We start from the raw sequence: 21,505 nt of genomic DNA, 5'->3' as shown, positions 1-21,505 counted from the left end.
CTTGGATTTATATGGCAGATGCGACAGAACCAAAATTTGAAGGTTATTTCAGCACGAAACGACTTTTTGCATGAAAGAGTTCCAGATTTTAAAAAACTAGGCGCAAATCGCTCGATTGAATTAAAAGATAATGACCTTTACTATGCCAGTGTCAGATTATATACACTATTGAATATTTTAATTTTGAAAATGATAGGATTTGATAATTATGTTTTGAATTTCACAAAAATTTTTGAAAAAAACACAAGATATCCTGTGAGAGAAGAGTTTTATAGAAAGCTATAAAATCCTCAAAACAACTTCAAACGACAACTATACCGACCACCATAAATAAAAAACCCTTGTAAGTGTTTAATTTACAAGGGGTTTTTATTTAAAAGTGGCGGAGTAAGAGGGGTTTTACAAATCTCCATATGTCGCTTATAGGCAGTATTTTAAAATATAAATTATAATTGGCTAACCGAAATCATCCCCCTTTTTTATCGTAATGTATTCTATCAATTTGTGTTGACTAAATATACAAAATATTGCAGATTTATTACAATATTTTCATGGATGAACCAAACTGAAAAATGAACATGTAAATGAACCGATGATTGAACAAGTTATTAGCCTAGTAAAGTTCAAAATTTGCTGAGGTTAAATAAAGTTACTTGCCAATAATTAAAGGTTCAACTTGTTCAATTTTTAGCCTTGGATATACATATAACTTTAATATTCAAAACGCTTAAAAGCTTCGATTGCTTCGTATTCGGCCAGACCTAGATCATCATATAGTTTTGCAGTATTCTTATTACGATCCTCTGCTCTTACCCAAAATTCCCTAGAGTCATTTCCTTGGAACATTACTCTATCTTTTTGCGACTGATGATACAAGATGGCGTGTCTTTTTAATAAGACTTCATCTGGACTTAATGGCACTGCCATATCAATTTCATGAATATCCCATTCATGCCAAGCGCCTCTATATAACCATAACCAGCAATCATTCATGTAAGGTTCCGATTTTAATTGGGCCATTGCGGCAAATATGGCATTCAAGCAAACTTCATGAGTACCATGTGGATCAGCTAAGTCTCCGGCGGCAAAAACCTGATGTGGTTTTATTTTGGCGATGATGTCTTTCACGATTGCTATATCAGTCGATCCCAGTGGATTCTTTTGTACCAAGCCAGTTTCATAAAAAGGAAGATCTAAAAAATGTGTATTTTCATCTTTTAATCCAATGTATCTTGTAGCTGCGTAAGACTCACGTCTGCGTATAAGTCCCTTTAGTTTACGAACCTCTGCAGAATCAATTTCACCTTGGTTTTTAGCATTTATAAAGCTGATAACTGATGTGAAATTGATTTCACTAGTTGATTCATCCATGAAATCATTGCAAACTTCTGCAAATTTTAAGGCTTCATCATCTGTAACAGCTATATTTCCTGAAGTTTGATATACTACATGAACCTCATGGCCTTGTTTAATTAATTTGGCAAATGTACCTCCCATAGAAATCACATCATCATCAGGATGGGGACTGAATAGAATGACTCTTTTCTTGGCTGGATTAGCTCTTTCGGGTCTATTGGAATCATCCGTGTTTGGTTTTCCACCAGGCCATCCTGTTATGGTATGTTGTAATACATTAAACATATTAATATTCAAATCATAAGCTGAAGTTCCAGAAGCCAAAAGATCCGACATTCCATTGTTATTGTAATCACGATCGGTTAATTTTAAGATCGACTGATTTGTATTTTGGCAAAGCCAAACAATTGCTTTACTTTTTAATTCTTGAGTCCAAATACATTCTCCAACCAACCATGGAGTTTTAAACCTTGTTAATTCTGAGGAAGCAGATTGGTCTAAAATGAAAGTGGTATTAGTATGATTTTGTAAAAAAGTGGCAGGAATTTCCGAGCTTACATCTCCTTGGATAGTTCTTTTTATTATATCGGCTTTATTTTGGCCCCAAGCCATCAAAACAATTCTTTTAGATCTCAAGATTGTAGAGACCCCCATTGTGATCGCTCTTTTTGGGACATTACCTATACCGTTAAAATCACCAGACGCATCTACTTTTGTAATGTGATCTAAGGTGATAATTCGCGTGCCGGAATTGATATGTGAGCCAGGTTCATTAAAACCTACATGACCTGTGCGACCAATTCCCAGCAATTGAAAATCAAGTCCTCCGGCATTTGTGATTTTTTTTTCATAGTCTAAACAATATTGATTCAATTGTTGGATAGAAATAGTACCATCAGGAATGTTTATATTGTCGGGGTTAATATCTATATGATTAAAAAGATGTTGATGCATAAAATAGTGATAGCTTTGATTGCTTTCTTTTGGCATTGGATAGTATTCATCTAAATTAAAAGTTATTACGTTCTTAAAACTAAGTCCTTCCTCTTTATGCATTCGGACTAATTCATTATATACTTTTATAGGAGAGGACCCTGTAGCCAAACCAAGAATACAGGATTTGTTTTCTTTTTGTTTGGATTTAATTAATTGAGCTATTTCTTGGGCAACAATTATAGAAGCTTCTGCTGAATTTTTAAAAATTTCATTGTGAATTTTTTCAAATCTAGTTTCTTCAAATTTGCCAGGACTTTTGTAACTAATGTCTGCTTTTATTTCTAATGTGGTAGTCATCTGTTGTTTGTTTTAGTTATTTATATAGTTTTTTTTTAATATTGCTTTTAGACGTTCATTAATACTCCTAAAATATATTTTAATTTGGGTTAAATTTCAAAGTTTCAATTATTGATAAATCATCATTGAACTGAACAAAACTAGCAGGAAATCCAGGTTTTATTTTTCCAATTTCATTTTTCATATTGATTGCACTAGCAACCCTTGAAGTAGCCATTTTGATTGCTTCGTCAGCTGTTACCCTCAAGTGTTTATAAGCGTTTTGTACCGCTTCTTCCATTGAAATACTTGCGCCTGCTATATTACCTTCGTCATTTCTATAAAATCCATTTTCTAGGTGTGCATCGAAACTATCCCATTTGAAATTAGTGACTTTTCGTCCTAAAAATGTAGCGTCACTAATTAAGAAAAATTTGTCTTTCTTTAATTTGTAAGCCAGTCTTGCAGCGGCATAGTCACAATGTGCGCCGTCCAAAATAATTGGAGTGTAAACGGACTCGTTTTCAAAAGAGGCACCTACTAAACCGGGTTCGCGGTGACTAAATTGTGTCATGGCGTTGAATAGATGGGTAACTAGTTTGATTCCTTTGGAAAAGTAATATTGTGCTTGATCGTAAGTCATGGTTGAATGTCCTGCCGAAATGACAATGCCGCTTTCTAACAGCATGTCTAATTGATCCTCGGTGAAACATTCGGGGGCAATAGTTATTACTTTTATAACGTCTTTTCCATAACGAATGATTTCTTCTAATTCAGTATCCGATGGCTTTCGAACTTGTTTAATACTATGGGCACCGCGTTTTAAAGGATTTAAAAAAGGCCCTTCTAAATGCATTCCCAATACTCCGTTTTTATATTTTTCTATATAATTACGGATGGCTTCAATTCCTTGATGGATCGATTCGTTTGATGCAGATATTAAACAAGGAAGTGTATGGGTAGTGCCGTATTTTAAGCTGGAATCATGTATATCTTGTATGGTTTCTTGAGTTGGAAATTGACTAAAATTAAATTGCTCTCCACCATTTATTTGAATGTCAATAAAACCGGCGGCAATATGCTTGCCTTTTAGATCAATTGTTGGAATATCATTTGGTACTTCTTTTTGAACCGAAAGGATAATGCCGTTTTTGATAATGACAATTTGATTATTCAGTATTTCATCACCGGTATGGACTGTTCCGTTTACAATTGCTTGTTTCATTGCTAAAGTTTTTATTTAGTATATAAATTAACAGCTCTCTGTTTTGTTAGAGAGCTATTAATTTAAACTTTCTTAGTTTTTAATTATCTTACGGGTTAGAGTTGTTTTTGTATCGCTTATCTGTACTATGTAAATCCCATTGGATTGATTTGCTAGGGACAAAACTTTACTTTTTTCATTTTTGTTAAGAGTCAATTTTTGAATGACTGTACCTGATAGACTTACTATTTTAATGTTTACCAGGTCTGTCGCATTAGTAACACTGATTGTAAATAGATCATCAGTAGGATTGGGGTTGACTTGTACTTTTAGAGCTGTATTGTCTTCAATTTTTATCTCTGTTTTTAAGGTTGATCTCTTTAAGCTAGTAGTTCTAGGTAAATACGTATCAGCACCATTAGTTAACCAGTTCAAACTGAAACGAACAAAATACATTTGGTAGGTTGAGTTTTCCCCGTTCTCGTAATAAATCCCCATGGTTCCATCAGGTAAAACCGTTAAACTTGAATAAGCAGAAGAACCTGCGAAAATAGTTTTTCTGGTGGGCCAAGTTCCTCCTTCATCGGTACTCATTAAGACACTCACATTAGTACGATTTGAAGCAAAAGGAATAGTGTGTAGCAAACGGTTTTTATCATATCCGTCTAAAGTTGAAGTGTAACGAATAAAGTCGCCATCACAATTTGGGTCTGTTATTGCAGCTTGATTGTAAGCTGTTCCCCAAGTCAGACCTTTATCAGTCGAGATATTAAATCTACGTGTACCTGAGTTGCGTATGCTCATCATTAGATTACCATTATTCAGCTCGACAATTTTAGCCTCGTCACCGTCTAATTCAGCTCTTCCAGCGGAAGCTGTCCAATTTAAACCGCCATCAACGCTGCTTATCATGTAGTTGTTAATTTTTTCTGCTCCTGCAACATCTTCTCTCACGGCTAATGCCGCCACAATTTTTCCATCTCTTAATTGATGTGCTCTTCCCGATGCTACAAAAATTCCTTTCCATTGTGGGTTAGGACCATATATTTGGTTGGTTATATCTACTGGAGTTCCCCAGGTTACACCATTATCAGTACTACGAACTATTACAAGTCGAATAGGATCTGCATTAGTTGACTGAAAAAATCCTTTATTAGCAGCTAAAAGACATAATAAATTTCCATTGCTTTTATCCATAACTATCGCTGCGTCTCCAACTCCTGTTGGCGCTCCAAAATTAGCTATAACTAGTGGGTCTGACCATGTTTTACCATTATCGGTACTACGACGTACCACTGGGTCAATCTTAGCAGCTAAATCTCCAGCATGATTCCATCTTTTATCTGTTACGGTTACTAATGATCCATCAGCCGCTGTTATAATCGCTGGAATACGATAATTTTTGGAACCGGCATCACCTGGTGTAAACAACAAGGTATTGGCTAACAAGATCACACGTTCACCGGCTACGGTATTAGCAGCTGTTGTATATGTTGAAGCATTTGCAACAATAGATTCGCAAGTTGCATCTAATAAATTTCCTTCTGCTGCTCCGGAAGAAACATCATAAGTTATCCAAAAGTAATTATCTCCTGACACTAACGATTGAGAGCCATTAACAACTAAGTTTCCGGTAGCAGGTGTAATACTTCCAAATAGGGTAGCCGTTGCAACATCAAAAACAGCAGTAGCCCCGCTTGAATAGACTTTAATATTTGTTACGTCAGCAATATTAGTAGTACCATTCATGGTAAAATTTAATTTACTTACGGTAAGTGGATTAAGAGCTCCGTTTGCAGAAACTTTTACAGCAACAATTCGTTGGTTTGCATCTCCCATACCCGTTGGGAGTTGAGTTTGAATTAAGGAAACAGTATTGATTTGCATCGTGTTTGTTTCAGCAATTACTTTTGCTCCTCCATAAAGAGTCCCTGGATGATTGCGGCCTGAAATATCTGGAACAGTAACTCCACTTACATTTTCAAAGTCCCACGCAGCTAATAAATTTGCTTCTGACCCTATTATGATAGCTGTTTTATCAGCAACAACTTCAGTGTCTGTCATTGCTTTGCTCCAGAATCGAATATCATCTATTTGAGCATTCATAAAAGATGTTAAATTGCTGACAGTACCAAAAAACAAATTTCCAGAATTAGAAACGGTATTAAGTCCGCCAATATTTGAGGAAGTTTTGGTTTGTTGTAGCACCCCATCTACATAAATTTTGCAACTAGTACTGGCGACGTCAATAACCATCGCAAGATGATGCCAAGCGTTATCTGCTATATTTGATGTACCATAAGGAGGTCCCGCAGCACCGCCACTTGTTGTTAAATTAACACCAAATTGCCCACCAGGAGACGTATTATTGATAAATTCATAACCTATACCGGAGCCGTTAGGGCGCTTACTCATAATTCTTTTAGAGAAATCAGTAGTTTTAATTCGGCAACTTACAGTTAAATTTTGTCCCACAGGCAGGTTAAAATCTGAATGATTGACAACAGACATGTAATCATCTATACCATCCAATGATAAAATCATTTGAAACGCATTTGCAAAAGTTGGACTTCCAAAAAGAGTTCCAGCATGGTTGTTGCCTGAAACATCCGCAACGTTAGAGCCAGTTACATTTTCAAAATCCCAAGCTGCAAGTAAATTAGCTGTAGGACCAGTTATTACTTTAGTCATATCACTTACTAATTCTGCAGGGGTTAATGCTTTATCCCAAACTCGAATGTCATCAATTTGACCAGCCCATTTGAAACTTTTACTTGTATTAGAAGTGGCTCCAACTATAAAGCTTAATGTATTTGAAAAATCAGTGGTTCCCGTAAAGGTTTTTCCTGTATTAACTAAGACCCCATCTACATAACCATAAACTGTTCTATTACTGCTAGCATCTAAGACCATTGCAATATGATGCCAAGTTCCATCAGCAATAGTATTGGTTGAATAGCCTGCGGTACTAATGCTACCTGCCGTCCCTTGCATATTTAGGGCAAATTTACCTGCATTTGAGCCATTGCCAGTCCAAAATTCATATCCGTTACCTGCTGCACCATTTCTTTTGGCAAAAATACGCGGTGTACCAGTTGTCGTGATTGTTTTTATCCAGCAGCTAATTGTTTTATTTTGTCCAGAGCCAAAATTTAAATCTGGATGATCAGCAACTGCCATGTAAGTACTCGTTCCATCAAGGTTTAGTACTTTACCACTTTGTGCTTTTAGGCTTGCGCCGTGGGTACACATAAATAGTGTACAAAAAAAAAGGAATAATTGTTTCATAATTTATTGGTTATAGTTATTAATAAAGTTTTAATTAATTTTCTCATTAGAGAACTATGCCTTTTTCAAATACTCCTTTAAAATCTGTAAACAATACCATTCTTGTCTTGGCAAATGGAAAGGGCCCTTAAATAGGTTTCCTTTCGCTGTTTGAGCTTTGCTACCATCTCGATGTAAATATCCAAACCATTCTCCGTTTTCTTTATCGAGAAACTTCTCATAGGAATAATCATGAACCATTTTATGCCATGTAGCATATTTCTCATCTCCAGTTAAAGTGTAGGCAAGAAGTGTAGCTATAATTGCTTCATTATGTGGCCACCAAAACTTCATGTCTTGCCAGTATTCCTGAACAGGCTTGTCATATACATCACGGAAATATAAAATTCCACCGTACTCTTTGTCCCATCCTCGTTCCCACATATAATCAAGCATTTTACAACCTAAAGCAATTAAACGAGGGTCGTTGTTTCTGTATTTTGCTTCATGCAAAATAAACCAAGCACCTTCAATTGCATGTCCAGGATTTAAAGTGCGTCCATCAATGTGATCTACTATTGATCCATCTGGTGCAACTTGCTCCATAACACATTGAATGTCATCTTTAACAAAATCAGTTTCAATTTCATTAATCCATTTATCAATCCATTCATTGCAACGAGGGTCACCAATATTTTCTCTTAACTGTTGCGCGGTGTTTATCATTATCATTGGTACTCCAATCCCTTTTAATGGGCGAGTAGTAGTGAATTTTGCTTGTAATAATCCAGGTGTTGAAGAATATTCGATGCATTTTTCAAATAATAGTCGAGCTTTGAAGGCAATACTATCATCACCAGTAGCTTTGGCATAAGCTGACATGGCGGTGACTGCAAAAGTTTCAGAGAAGTAATAACGGCGCTTGCGTATAGGTTTCCCCTCGCGGGTTACGTGAAAAAACATTTGTCCATCGGTATCAAAGCAATGATTGTTTAAAAAATCAATTCCTAACTTTGCGCCATCTAACCACTCTTTTTTGAGCTCAACTGTGTTGTAAAGTGTGGCTAATAACCAGGCGGCGCGACCTTGTATCCAAACGGCCTTATCATCATCTATTAAGCTTCCGTCTTGGTCTCGCATTAATAAGTAACCTCCAAACTCAGTATCTAGAGAACGAGGGAACCAAAAGGGAACAGTGTCGTTTAACAACTGGTTTTGATAGAATTCTTTTAGCTCTTTTAGCTCTTTTATTGAATAACCCATTTTTTTTATTTTTATGTACCCAACATTTAATTTAATTTTTAAGTGCGGTCAGTTTATTTTGATTTTTTATATCGTGAGCATTTTTTTTGGATGCTTGTTATTTTTTAATTGAGTTCTAATTTGAATGTAGAGCAGGGTAAATTTGCTTCATTAACTAAATTCGCTCGAGTAAAAGGTTCGTATGCATACATAATCGTTTTTATTATTTCATTTTTTGGAATATTAATAATTACTTGATTTTTGATAATGAATGCCTCAGTTTTAATGTGCGTTCCTTTGTTGTTAACCAATTCAAAACCAACTAATTCTTTGTTGTCTGCTGTTTGTAATTTTTTTGCAAAGGCAAATGAAATTGTAATTTGTTCCTTTTTTTGAATTGCTTTCAAAGGTGAGGGGCCATTGGCAGTAACCAGTTTTCCATAAGTGTAGCGTAAAGCCAAAAGTGTCATTCGATCTGCTACTTCTTTTTTTATGATGGGATGAACGTTAGTAGAATCGCCATAATCCATACTTACGGCCATACCACTGTTAGGAATTATCTTTTGCAGTCTGTTTTGTGCGTCTCTAAAGGCAGGCCATGTGGGACGGTCAATTCCTGATAATTGTACGTAGTAAAAAGGAAAATCAGCATTCCATGCTTTGCGCCAACTTTGAACCAAAGTGGGTAAAAGGTGTTCATATAATTCAATATTGTGGGCATTGCTTTCGCCTTGATACCAAATCACGCCTTTGATTGGAAATTTTGTAAAAGCATCAACTCCAGCTTCATAATTATAGCAAGGTTCATATGGATGGCGTTGTTTTAAATTTGTGGCATTTTTTAAATTCGTGTTAGCACGTTCCTTAACCCAAGGCATAAAGAAATCTGATTTTCGCCAGTTGGTCAACGCATCAACCACTTTGTCGTCGTGTTCTAATGTGTATCGATCTATCCAGGATTCTATTGGGGAACCTCCTACGGCAACTTCTATCAATCCAATAGGTACATTTTCGTCATGTGTAATTTTTTTCCCAAAATAATAGGCAATTGCCGAAAAATCCTTTGCGTTTGTCGAATCACAAACTGTCCAATTTCCAGAGAAGAATTTTAATTGATTCGTTTTTAACAATGCAATTGAATCCCAAGCCGTAGCCTCTGTTTCAATCAGATTTTTATAATTGAATAAGCGAATCGTGGTGTTTTTTATAGCCTTTTTTATTTCTGTATTCCCGTTTTTGGAGTTTTGGAGTTGAAAAGCCATATTAGATTGTCCCGAACAAAACCATACATCACCAATGAGAATATTTTTTAAGATGATGGTTTCTTCATTGGATTGGATTTTTATTTCGTAAGTGCCACCTGGAGACATTGCAGGAAAAGGAACTTTCCATCTCCCGTATTGATCAGTAATCGCCTCTTTTTTTTGTTGATTAAAAGTTACTTCGACATGGTTTCCACCATTGGCGGAGCCATAAATTACGATAGGCTGATTGCGTTGTAAAACCATATTGGACGTAAAAAAATCGGGTAATTTTAAACCGCCAAAATCTTGGGTAATTGCCGAATAAACGGTTTGAGCCAATATATTCGCTCCTTCTTTTGTGGGATGCAATGCATCCGGAAAAAGATCTGGACGTGGATACAATTTTTCATGTAGGTCAATTAGTCCAACTTCATTTGTTTTTGCAATGTTTGTGATATGAGATTGTATTTGCCAATACCAATCTCTAGTTCCTGATTTGAAACGAGGGTGTTCGCTAAATATAGGTGTCATTTGGCAGATGTATATTTTTACGGCCGGATTTTGTTTTTTCAAAGTGTCCAATAACCAAGTATAATCAGCATCAAATTCCTCCTTGTGATTGGGCCAGTTTCTAGGGTCGGTGTCGTTTAACCCTAAATGGATAATGGCGACATCAGGACTAAAAGTTATGGCGTCAGCACATTGTTGCGTTTTGAAATAGGGTTTGTGACCTTTTTTTAGCAATGTAGCACCACTACATCCAAAATTTTTAACCTCGAAGTTTGTACCCATTATAGCTTGAAGCTGAGATGGGTAGGATTCGGTTTCAGAATTAGCTAAGAGATAACCTGCAGTTACAGAATCACCAATACAGGCTACTTTAATTGTTGTTTTTTGTGCAGAGACGGTAAACTGCATAAAAAATAAAATTATGTAAATTGGTAAAAAAAAGCTCCTTTTAATAGTACTCATGGTTATTTTTTTAGACATTTTAATGGGCACAACAAATTATCAGCCAAGGCGAAAAAAACAATTTCGCCTCAACGGATAAAAAACAAAACCTACTAAACAAAACCTTAATTTAAATCAACTCTTAGAACACAGTCAATTTATACTTTCTAAATTTTATACATCTACAAAATCATTTACTTTGGGACGTAAAAAACTAATTTGAACGATTAAAGCAATCAAAACAATACCTGCCATTACAGCAAACCCATTACCTAAAGTGCCACTGTCAGAATATTTTCCTAATAAAGAAGTTACTAGCGCGCCACAACCAACTCCCGTCATGTTTAAGATTCCATAAGCGGTGGCCCTATATTTAGAAGATACAAACTGACAAAGTATGGGCATGTTATTTGCGTCAAACATACCATAACCAATACCAAAGCAAAGTGCCGCACCAACTACATTAAAAAGGGAATGACCAAAACCTATGAGTAATAGGGCAGGAATAGTCAAGCTCAAACCAATTGCACTGGTATAAACTCTTCCTTTAATGTTTTTTTGAACCCATTTATCAGATAAAATACCTCCAAAAATAACTCCCAGAAATGCCGAGAAAGATATGGTAATGGTGGCCAAAGGGCCAGCCTGTTCCATTGGGATATTTAGATTTTGAGAAAATAGGGTAGGTAGCCAATTTTTGGTAGCCCAACCGGGTAAGCTTGGAATAGCAAAATAAAATAAGATAATCCAAAAAGACATGTTGGTAAATAAAATACTTAAACCTTTAATCACAGATTCTTTTTCTTTTTTTGGCGATGAAACAGTGTTGTTGGGTTCTAAATGTAGACTTTTATACTCTTTTAAAAAAAAGACTAAAACTACGGAATACAGGATTCCGATTAAACCAAAATAGTGAAAGGTGGTATGCCATGAAAAAGAAGCAGCTATTGTAGCACCGAATCCACCTATTGCTGAACCCATATATAATCCCGTCATGTGAATCCCAATGGCAAGCGATCGTGTTTTTTGTTGATGGTAATCAGCGATGAGTGATAAACCAGCTGGTATGTACAAAGCTTCACTTACTCCCATTATAGCTCTTAACCAATATATTTGATTATAACTCGTTGCCATTCCCATTGCATAAGTGACCGCTGACCATACAAAAAGACTACCTACAATCAGCCATTTTCTATTCATTTTGTCTGCGATGATTCCTGAAACAGGGCTCATTAACGCATAAATCCATAGGAATATGGCCATTAAGCGTCCAAAATTCTCTCCAGACACTAATTCAGGAATGTCGGTTTCCATTGAAGGACGCATAGTTGCTAACATTTGCCTGTCCATATAGTTTAATAAGGCGACAATCCATAGTAGTCCAACGACAACCCAAGGATAATATTTATTATGTTTCATATTAGATCTGTTTTATTTTCAAGTTTAAATTTGTTCTTTTTAAAAAGAAACAATTGTTATTAAACGGATTTTATATTATTTCCTAATTATACCTAACATTATGTCGGGTGTACGAATCCCCGGTTTTATTTCTCCATTTGACAAAATTATTTTTGTATCCCATAGTACTGCTGGAGTAGTAACTTGGGGTAAAAATGGCAATTCGCCTATTTTTGTCCATTTGTCTGTTATTGTATTGTATAGTAAAATCGCGTTATAGAATCCAGGGTGATTTGTTACCAGTTTATTCTTCTTAGCGATGAGGTCTGCTTTTTGTTCAGGTGATTCTGCTTGAGCAATTTGAGATAGGTAGGTTTCAATTTGATGAAAGATAACACCATCGTCTCCACCAACAACTATAACAGAGTGGGAGCCAACGGCAGCTCCAGCTCCCGCCGAAAAGTTTGTACTGTTTTTCCCATCAGATATCGTTGCGACACTTTTCCAACTTTGCTTCTTTACATCAAAAACAAAAGTGGTGTTGTGTAAATCACTTATTCCTGACGCTGTTTTTGTTCTTCCACCTATAACATAAATGTTAGTTCCATTTTCTCCCTTTTGTGCAATTGCAACTGAATTGGCTAAAGCCAAAGGTATTTTTGGTAAGGTTTTCCACTGTGGATTCGCTTCATTTAAATCTATACTTGCGAAGTAGTCAGAAGATTGTTTTGCCTCATCACCACCAACGGCATAAACGGTATTGGCAATGTGGGTAAGCGTTATATTTGCTATCGCTAAAGGGAAATCCGGAAGAGATTTTGTCTCCACCTCTTTTTGGGCTGCATTCCATTTTAATAAAAACGATTTATTAGAAAGGCGATTTTCGTTTTCTCCGCCTACATATACCACCCCTAAATCTGTAGATGTTGTTCCACAGTAAGCGATAGGTTCTGGCAACTCGCTTTTTACTTGTTTAATCCAAGTAAATTGATCTTTGCATTTTTGAAGTACATGAATTGTTTTTGAATAACTTTTTTTTCCTCCTTCCCAAGGCATTTTATCAGGAAAATTGGCACCACCAGTGACAAGTAAAACATCATTACTTATTCCATTAATAGCTCCTGCGAAGCCTAATGAAAGGCTGCCATCTTCATTTTGTAATTGGGCTGCTGTCTTCCATTCAACATGGTTTACCTCTTTTTTTTGAGAAAATGCGTCAGTTGTTGACATAATTAGGGATATAAAAATTAGAGAAAAAATAGATTTATTCATGATCCTGTTTTAAAATAAAACGTGTGATTAGATTATTTTGATTTGAAATCATCAAAATTCAGACTTGCTACATCTTTTTTAAATAATTCAAACTGTTCAGTAGTCATGTTTTTGACAGGCAATCTGAATTCTCCTAGGTTGTGTCCCACCAGTTTCATATAGGCTTTCCCTACAGAGATACCGCCATACTTGCCTAATAGACGAATCATATTGATTGATTTTTGTTGTAAGACACGTGCTTTTACTAGATCATTGGCATTGAATGCTTCAATCAAGTCATAATACAAAGGAGCAGCATAATTAAATGTACTTCCTACAGCACCTTTGGCACCTAAAACTAATGCGGATAACATATTTTCGTCACGTCCCCAAAGCATGTCAAATTTTCCATTTTCATAACTCATACAACTTTGGAAATCCATGAAATCCTCATGGGTATATTTCACTCCAGCAAAATTTTTAAGTTTTCCATCTAATGCTTTTACTAAATCAAACATGGGTAAGTTGACGCCTGTTAATACTGGAATATGATAGTAATAAAAAGGCATATTTGGCACTTCTTTACCTACTTGTATGCAAATTTGTGCTAACACATCAACATTAGCCGGTTTGAAATAAAAAGGAGCTGTCAAAGAAACGGCATACAAACCTATTTCATAGGCATGTTTGGCTAATTCGATACAATCAGCAAGGCAGGTACCTGCTAAAAATGCCATTACTTTAAAATCAGTATCATGATTACTACAATCAGCCCAAGCTTGAGCAACTGCTTTTTTTTCTTCTAAGGTTGTAGAAACTCCTTCTCCCGTCGAACCATTAATAAAAGCGCCTGTTATTCCATTTTGTTTTAAAAAGGAATAGTAAGCTGGGATTAGAGTAACATCTAATTTTCCATTGGTATCGAAAGGGGTAAAAGGTGCTGAGATAAGTCCTTGTAAGTGTTGAATTTTCATGGGATCTTTTTTATACATTATTAAATAAGCCGGAAATTTTTATTTTTTTTCCGGCTTAGTATTTAAACTCAGAATTTTTATGGATTCTGAGTAATTTTAGGATTGAAGTTAATGGTATTTTGAGATATTGGGAATAATATTTTTTTACCAGCCATTGAAGGCACATTAGCTGTTTTTCCAAAACGAACTAAATCCCACCATGCTTTTCCTTCAAAAGCTAATTCATGTAGACGCTCTCTTAAAATAACAGCATTGTTAGCGGCTTGAGAACCATTTGTAAAGGATGCAGTTGCATCGGCTCTTTGCATTACTTGATTCATTTCAGTAGTTGGATCTTGATTTAAACCATTTTTAATTTCTGCTTTCATTAACAAGATGTCAGCCCAGCGATAAATGATAATGTCATTTACAAATCGTCGAGTAGCGCCATCAACTGTTCCATTATATTTCACTAAGCCTGTTACAACATTGGCTGTATTTGCAGTGTTTCTCAATGTTAAATAAGTTGCATCTTTTCTGGAATCGGTAGCAGTATAATTAAAGCGAGTAATATCTGGTTGAACTCTAGAGATTCCAGCATTACCTGTACCCACTCCTAATGTCCCAAACAATGCATTTGCTGCTGCAGTTGTAGCTCCAGCGTAGTCACTTGGGCCAACGTACATAAATGAATTCCAGTTGTCTGATAAATTTGAAGGAACATCTGCGATAGAGTATCTTACTGCAAAAAGAATTTCGGAATTTCCTTTGTTTGAGTAAGCAAAAATATCTTTATAATTAGGTAATAATGATGCTCCAGCTGGAATAGCATTGATTGCTGTTAAAGCAGTGGTTAAATCAGTTGCTCCTCCTCCCAGCTGTTTAGCAGTCCATAAATTTACATCGGCTTTTAATGCGTACGCAGCTCCTAATGATAATTGTACTTTATTGTTAGTTGCATCTGGGAAATTAGCAATCGCTAAATCGATATCTGATTTAATAAAAGCAAATGTCTCTTCGATCGTATTTCTAGGAACAATATATTCTGCCTGGTTTGTGTTTTCAGTAGGAGTAGTTACGATAGGAACTCCTCCCCAAGAACGAGCCATAGTAAAATAGGCTAAAGCACGCATAGAATAAGCTTGGGCTAAATATCTTTTTTGCTCTTTTACAGTCGCTGGACTGAATTGAATGGTTGGGACATATTTTATAACCAAATTTGCCTGATTAACTACAGTATACAAACCAGCCCAATCTACGTCAATATTTTGAGCGGTAAGGTTATTGTTGTAGTAATTTGCTAAACCTAGAGGTGATTGTACACCACTTGTGATTTCTGCACTTCTTGCTCCTCCTAATAAATAGTAATTTTGTTGCGTTTGAGTTCTAAAGTTGAAGTACATTCCGTTTATAGCTGCTTTTGCATCGTCTTCAGTTTTCCAAAAACTGGCGGAAGTAATTACACTGTCAGATTGTAGCTCTAAGTCATTTGAACACGAACTAAATATGGAAAGTCCGGTTATTAGAATCGTATATAAAAGAATTTTATTTTTCATGATGTTTATTATTAAAATTTACAAACCAATATTTAATCCAAGTATAATATTTCTAGGGACAGGATAAGTTCCAGTTGCGCCAGCAGAATTCAATCCTTGGCTAGAACCACCATCAATACCTTGTACTTCAGGACTTAGACCACTATATTTAGTGAAATAGTATAAATTACTACCTGTAACGTAAACACGAACAGAAGATAGTTTTGCTCTATTAATTATTGCTTCTGGGATGTTATAGCTTACAGTAATTTCTCTTAAACATAAGTAGTCACCGCTTTCGTAATATCTACTGTTACCTTGAAACTGATTGGTATTATAAGCAGCACCACTAGCTTCAGATCTAAATAAGTTATTTTGATTTGTTTGATCAGCCCAACGATAACGAGGTACATCAGTGATGTCACCCTCTTTTTGCCAAGATTGTAGACTTTCAGATATTAAACCGTAATTTCCTTGAAATTGACCTACGAAACGTGCTCTTGATTCATTATAAATTGTTGCGCCAAGAGAATAATCAGTTCTTACAGCTAATGAGAATCCTTTATAGTCAGCATTAAAATTAAATCCTCCTACAAATTTAGGGAACATGTTACCCATAAATCTTCTGTCTCTACTGTCAATAACTCCGTTGTTGTCAGCATCTTCAAATACGGCATCTCCAGCAAATTTATTACCGGTTGGGTTACCACCAGTTGCACTAGTCTTCCCTACATAATTGTCACGTACAATTAGATTGTATGCATCTGCTGCTGCTTGAGTTGGAAGAATATACAATTGTTTATGAGCATAAAAATCTCCAATTTTACCACCTTCTTGCAAACCTCCAACAAATTTATAGCTACTGCTTGCAGCATCCCAAATTTCAGTACCACCTATTCTATTGTTAAGATTACCGTTAGAAGGTAATTTTTCGATTGTGTTTGTGTTGTGTGAAATATTGGCTCCAATATTAATTTTTAATTCATTACGATTATAAAGATTGGCATTTAGTTCTAATTCAAATCCTTTGCTTCTTAAACCACCTAAATTAGTTAAAACTGTAGAGAACCCACTGTTTGAAGGAAGAGTTAGGTTTGTTAACAAATTAGAAGTTAGTTTGTTATAAAAATCACCGATTAATCTAATTTTATCTTGATTTATTCCTAAATCAAAACCAGCATTGAACGTTTGCGATTGTTCCCATTTTAAGCCAGAATTTGCTATCTGAGAATTTACAATTGCTGATTGTCCATTGTAACTATTTGCAATTCCGTTTGTCGCTCCAGAATATAGACCACCTGCTTGAAAATCCCCTAAAGTCCCTAAGTTTCCGTTAACGCCAAAACTACCACGAAGTTTAAATGAAGAGACCCTTGTAGGCATCACAGACCAAAATTTCTCTTCATGAGCATTCCAACCTGCGGACACTCCAGGAAAAAAACCATATCTATTGTCAGGCCCTAAACTTGAAGAACCGTCATAACGGAAAGACGCTGTTGCAAAATAACGGCTTTTATAATCGTAGTTTACACGACCAAATACACTGTTTAATACTAGTTTTGTGTTATTACTAAATACTGAAACAGGTATCGGAGAGGAGTCTAATGTTTGTGCAAGATCAGATGGACTTCCTTTTCCAGAGGCATTAAATGCTTTTATAGTACGATCAAATTTTGAAACCCCTAATTTTGCTTCGAAATCACCAATTTTATCCAATGATTTATCATAACTAAATACACCTTCATATTGTATTTGTGTCAATTGATTACTGAATTTTGTAGCTGTACGAGTATTATCAGTATTGCCATTTGAACCGCTTAAAAAAGCTTGTTGAAATGTATTTCCTGCATCCGTTTCGCTGTATAAAGACAGGGAAGGGGTGAATATTAAATTTTCAGCAATTTTTAAATCACCATCAACACCCATTTGTAATTTGTTGTTTTCATTAATCCCTTTTACCTTACCCATTTGGTATAATGGATTTCCGTTAATATTGTTTTGTCCTGGAGCTAATGTGCCATCTTCCAAGTATAGTTTTGTAGTCGGTGCATTTCCTAAGTATCTGTTAAAAACTACGCTGTTAGAGACTACTTGATTATTACTTGCTTTAGAGTATAACACTCTACCGTTAAGTGTGAAGTTATCACTAACATTTAAGGAAGCATTTAGTTTGCTTGTAAAACGTTGGTATCCTGTAAAAATAGTGATTCCATCTCCTTTTAAATAGCCTAAACTTAAATCAAAAACTCCTTTATCACTGCCGCCGCTAATACCTAAGGTGTGATTTTGAGTGATAGCTGTTTGAAATAATACATCATTCCAATTTGTGCTTTTGTACATAATTGTATTTGCTGAATTTAGAGGGTCGACAATCTCTTGCCATCCTTTAGCTTGTAATTCACTAATAGTACTTGCTGATAGATTTGATTTTAGCAAAGTAGCAAAAGGGGTGTTTTTTAATAAATTATTGCCCGTTCCTGCTGGAGTGGCTCCTGTTAATATGTTATCTCTTGCGTTTGGTCTGGTACCACCAAAGATATCTGCTGCATTTTGAATTCCTAAACGGGATAATCTTATGAAGTTACCGCCATCAAGAAAATCATATTTTTTACCTATTTGGCTACTTTGAGTAGAAACATTGTAAGTAATTTTAGTTTTACCTACTTTACCTGTCGTGGTAGTTATGATAACAACACCATTAGAAGCACGTGCTCCATAGATTGACGTTGCGGCAGCATCTTTTAGTACTTGTAGTGAAGCAATATCAAAAGAGTTGATATCATCAATTTGTGTACGAATTACACCGTCAACAATATACATTGGTGTTGCTCCTGCTGGATTATCAATGGAGGTTCCTCCACGGACTAAAATGTTAGAAGCTTTACCGGGCTGACCTGATGCCGTACGCACCACTACACCAGTGACATTTCCTTGTAATGCTTGTGTTACGTTAGAATAAGGTACATTCTCTAATACTTTTTTGTCTAATTTAGAGACAGAGGTACTTAAAGTTCTACGGTTTTGTTGTCCGTAACCTACAATAATTACTTCGTTCATTTGCTCTCCTATCTCTTTTAGGACGATTTTAAGAGGTGTAGTCCCAATAGTTACTTCTTGATCTTGTAGACCAATATAAGAAACTATTAATGTGGTAACATTATCAGGGACTTCAATTGTAAAAGTACCGTCAAAATCGGTTTGTGTACTTACATTTGAACCTTTAGCTAGGATATTTACCCCAGGCAAAGACTCGCCTTTTTCATTTGTTACCCTTCCAGTAACAATTTTTTGAACAAGATTTAGCTTGTTAGTTGTCTCTTTTATTATTGCCGAGCTGTTTTCGAACATAATATTTTTCGTAGTAGATTCTGCTGCCGATACTTGTATTGTGAAGGCTGTTAGTAAAAGAACTGCCGTGTTTGAAGCTTTCCATCTCTGGGAGCTTAGCCAAAAGTTGCGTGGTTTTTTTTTGGTTAATAATTTCATAACTTTGTAATGGGTTGGTTAATAAAAATTTTGCGTGTTAAATGTATTTATTTGAAATCTAAATCAATCCCCCCTTTTTGGGAGAAACAAGTCAGCTATGCTTGCAACATTGGCTGGCTTTTTTTATGAATTACAAATGAATGTTTTATAAATTAGAGACATATCCATCTTGCTTTACTATTTCTTTCGTTGATAAATAGGAGAATGTAAAAAAGACAAAAAAACAAGGTTTCGTATTATTTATTTACTATCATGATGTAAATATATAAATTTTTTTAATATAGTGAGTATATATATTAAAATATTTTATTAACTAAATTTAGTTTAGTTACTAATTAATGGGGATAACATTTTTTCTTTAACGACGCAACAGGCGCCAATAACTCCAGCACGTAAACCTAAAGACGATTTTTTAAGTTTTACATCGCGATTGACTAATCCTAATGAATATTTTTTCAATGCAGATTGGATTGGTAAAACAGCATAATCGCCTAGCTGTGAAAAATCACCACCAATCACTAGTAGTTCAGGATTGAAAATATTGAGTATAATAGATAGATAACGTCCCATCTTTTCACTTTGAGTAGTAACGAGTTCTATGCATAAGCTATCTTCTAAATTTATGGCTCCTGATATAATTGCATGGTGCTGTAAAGCATGAGAATTATCGTCTAGTATAACTTTTGACTGTTTACCCTCTTTTATGGCATTTTTAAACTGATCCACGAGAGACCATCCTGAAATTTCGGTTTCTAGACATCCTAGTTTACCGCATTGACACATAATTTGGTTATTAAAGATCGTACTGTGTCCAAATTCTCCAGAATATCCTGATTTACCATAATATAGTTTTCCATCAGTAATCATCCCAATTGCGACTCCCCAGCTGTAGTTAACAAATATGATATTTTGCTCACCATCAACTATGCCTTCCTTATATTCACCATATGTCATTGCTCTAGTATCATTTTCTAAACGAACAGGTAGACCTAATTGATCTGAAATAATTTCAGTTAAAGGTCTATTTTCACTAAAGAAGTAATTATAGCTAAATCCTTCTATCGAATTTATTCGACCGGACAGGTTAATACAAACTCCAACAATCATTCTTTTTTCTACTGAACTATCTTCTATGAAAGAGTTTATCAAATTACATAACTCTTGAAGAGATTCAGGGGTATTTTCTAAGATAAAAGAAGAATCAAGTTCTATACTTACAAATTCATTTTTAATATTTTGTAATCCTATAGACATACTAGCTCGGTTTACATTCACGCCCAAAAAGTATGCGCATGTTGGATTGATGCTATATAAGGAAGGGCGTCTTCCACTGCTATTGGCCATTTTCCCCATATCTACTACATAGGCTTCTAAAAGCAATTCATTAACTGCTTTAGTAACTGTGGGAACACTAGATTGTAATTCTGAACTTAATTCAGCAATTGTAGCATTTCCATTTGACAATAGGTGTTTAACTATAGATTGTCTTAATATATGCCATTTCTGTCCAGAAAGGCTATTGTCACTACTAACGTCTAATAAATTTTTTAAGTTCATTTTGCTGTGTTATAAAATGTTTATATACCATTGTACAACAAAATTACTATTAATATTTATTAATTAGAGTTTGATAATAAATTAATTTAATTATTGCGATTCAATTCAGATGATTTTGGTATTTAGCAAAAAAAGTAACTTTTAATAATTTAAGATTATTAAGGATGGCTATTAAATTGAAATAGTCTCTAGTTTAAGATCATTTATTAAAGATGAAAAGTTCAACAATTGAATTGGACATTTTTTCTAGCCAATAATTAAAGGTTCAACTTGTTCAATTTTTAGGCTTGTATATTGGCAGAACTCTTCTATAGATACAAGCTCATTTTGTGGTTCTGTCGCGTCTGTTTAACAACTATTATCTTTAGAGCTTCAAAATATATTAAATGAATACCAAAGGTCATTGTTATCCCAAAGCTATTATTCTTCAGGCCGTTTATCTCAAATTGAGATTTACATTGAGTTACAGGGATGTTGAGGATATAATGAAAGGCTTGGAATAGCAGTTGATCATGCTACGATTCAGCGTTGGGTGTTTAAATTTGCACCTTTGATTGAATCAAAAATCAAAAAGAGAAAGAACAGAGTAGGCTCCAGCTGGCGAATGGATGAAACTTATATAAAGGTAAAAGGTATCTGGTGTTACTTATATCGAGCTGTTGATAAGTTGGGTAATACGGTGGATTTTCTTCTTACCAAAAGAAGACAAAGAATGAGTGCGCAGTCATTCCTAATTAAAGCAATAAATAATAATTGCCGGCCAACGGTAATAAATATAGACAAAAGCGG

Annotated in this window: 12 protein-coding genes; 1 reads left to right on the top strand and 11 read right to left on the bottom strand. The window is 35.2% G+C overall.

Translation table 11 applies throughout. The annotated features are described in order from the left end of the window. Positions 1-711: 711 nt before the first annotated feature. The 11 genes from nagB to BLV35_RS15150 all read right to left on the bottom strand — a co-directional run bounded on the left by nagB (position 712) and on the right by BLV35_RS15150 (position 20,716). The gene (gene nagB, locus BLV35_RS15200; RefSeq protein WP_091092183.1) at positions 712-2,649 is read right to left on the bottom strand and encodes a glucosamine-6-phosphate deaminase; all 1,938 of its coding nucleotides are present in this window, start codon (positions 2,647-2,649) and stop codon (positions 712-714) included. A gap of 79 nt (positions 2,650-2,728) precedes the next feature. Continuing rightward, positions 2,729-3,853: an N-acetylglucosamine-6-phosphate deacetylase gene (gene nagA / locus BLV35_RS15195; protein WP_091092181.1), complete on the bottom strand. Its 1,125-nt coding sequence runs from the start codon at positions 3,851-3,853 to the stop codon at positions 2,729-2,731. 72 nt (positions 3,854-3,925) lie between these two features. Next, a complete protein-coding gene (locus tag BLV35_RS15190; RefSeq protein WP_091092178.1) occupies positions 3,926-7,120 on the bottom strand; it encodes a LamG-like jellyroll fold domain-containing protein in 3,195 nt (1,064 codons plus the stop codon). A 54-nt stretch (positions 7,121-7,174) separates the two neighbouring features. Beyond that, complete coding sequence (locus tag BLV35_RS15185) at positions 7,175-8,362, bottom strand: AGE family epimerase/isomerase (protein ID WP_091092176.1); 1,188 nt, start codon at positions 8,360-8,362, stop codon at positions 7,175-7,177. Between the two features lie 104 nt (positions 8,363-8,466). Then, a complete protein-coding gene (locus BLV35_RS15180) occupies positions 8,467-10,503 on the bottom strand; it encodes a GDSL-type esterase/lipase family protein (RefSeq protein ID WP_245712078.1) in 2,037 nt (678 codons plus the stop codon). A 207-nt stretch (positions 10,504-10,710) separates the two neighbouring features. Next, a complete protein-coding gene (locus BLV35_RS15175; RefSeq protein WP_091092174.1) occupies positions 10,711-11,955 on the bottom strand; it encodes an MFS transporter in 1,245 nt (414 codons plus the stop codon). A 75-nt stretch (positions 11,956-12,030) separates the two neighbouring features. Beyond that, the gene (locus tag BLV35_RS15170; protein WP_245712077.1) at positions 12,031-13,164 is read right to left on the bottom strand and encodes a galactose oxidase; all 1,134 of its coding nucleotides are present in this window, start codon (positions 13,162-13,164) and stop codon (positions 12,031-12,033) included. 74 nt (positions 13,165-13,238) lie between these two features. Continuing rightward, complete coding sequence (locus BLV35_RS15165) at positions 13,239-14,159, bottom strand: dihydrodipicolinate synthase family protein (protein WP_091092367.1); 921 nt, start codon at positions 14,157-14,159, stop codon at positions 13,239-13,241. Positions 14,160-14,236: 77 nt separating this feature from the next. Next, positions 14,237-15,694, bottom strand: coding sequence for a RagB/SusD family nutrient uptake outer membrane protein (locus BLV35_RS15160; RefSeq protein WP_091092169.1), 1,458 nt, complete (start codon positions 15,692-15,694; stop codon positions 14,237-14,239). 18 nt (positions 15,695-15,712) lie between these two features. Beyond that, the gene (locus BLV35_RS15155) at positions 15,713-19,159 is read right to left on the bottom strand and encodes a SusC/RagA family TonB-linked outer membrane protein (protein WP_091092166.1); all 3,447 of its coding nucleotides are present in this window, start codon (positions 19,157-19,159) and stop codon (positions 15,713-15,715) included. Between the two features lie 324 nt (positions 19,160-19,483). After that, positions 19,484-20,716, bottom strand: a complete 1,233-nt coding sequence (locus tag BLV35_RS15150; protein ID WP_091092163.1) for an ROK family protein — start codon at positions 20,714-20,716, stop codon at positions 19,484-19,486. Between the two features lie 550 nt (positions 20,717-21,266). Here BLV35_RS15150 and BLV35_RS15140 point away from each other — a divergent pair. Beyond that, positions 21,267-21,505: DDE-type integrase/transposase/recombinase (locus BLV35_RS15140; protein ID WP_245712076.1), on the top strand; the 239-nt coding region annotated here is incomplete at its 3' end.

Source organism: Flavobacterium gillisiae, from assembly GCF_900107635.1.
Classification (GTDB): Bacteria; Bacteroidota; Bacteroidia; order Flavobacteriales; family Flavobacteriaceae; genus Flavobacterium; species Flavobacterium gillisiae.
Note: the sequence above shows the minus strand (reverse complement) of the source record. Positions and strands in the feature narration are given on the sequence as shown.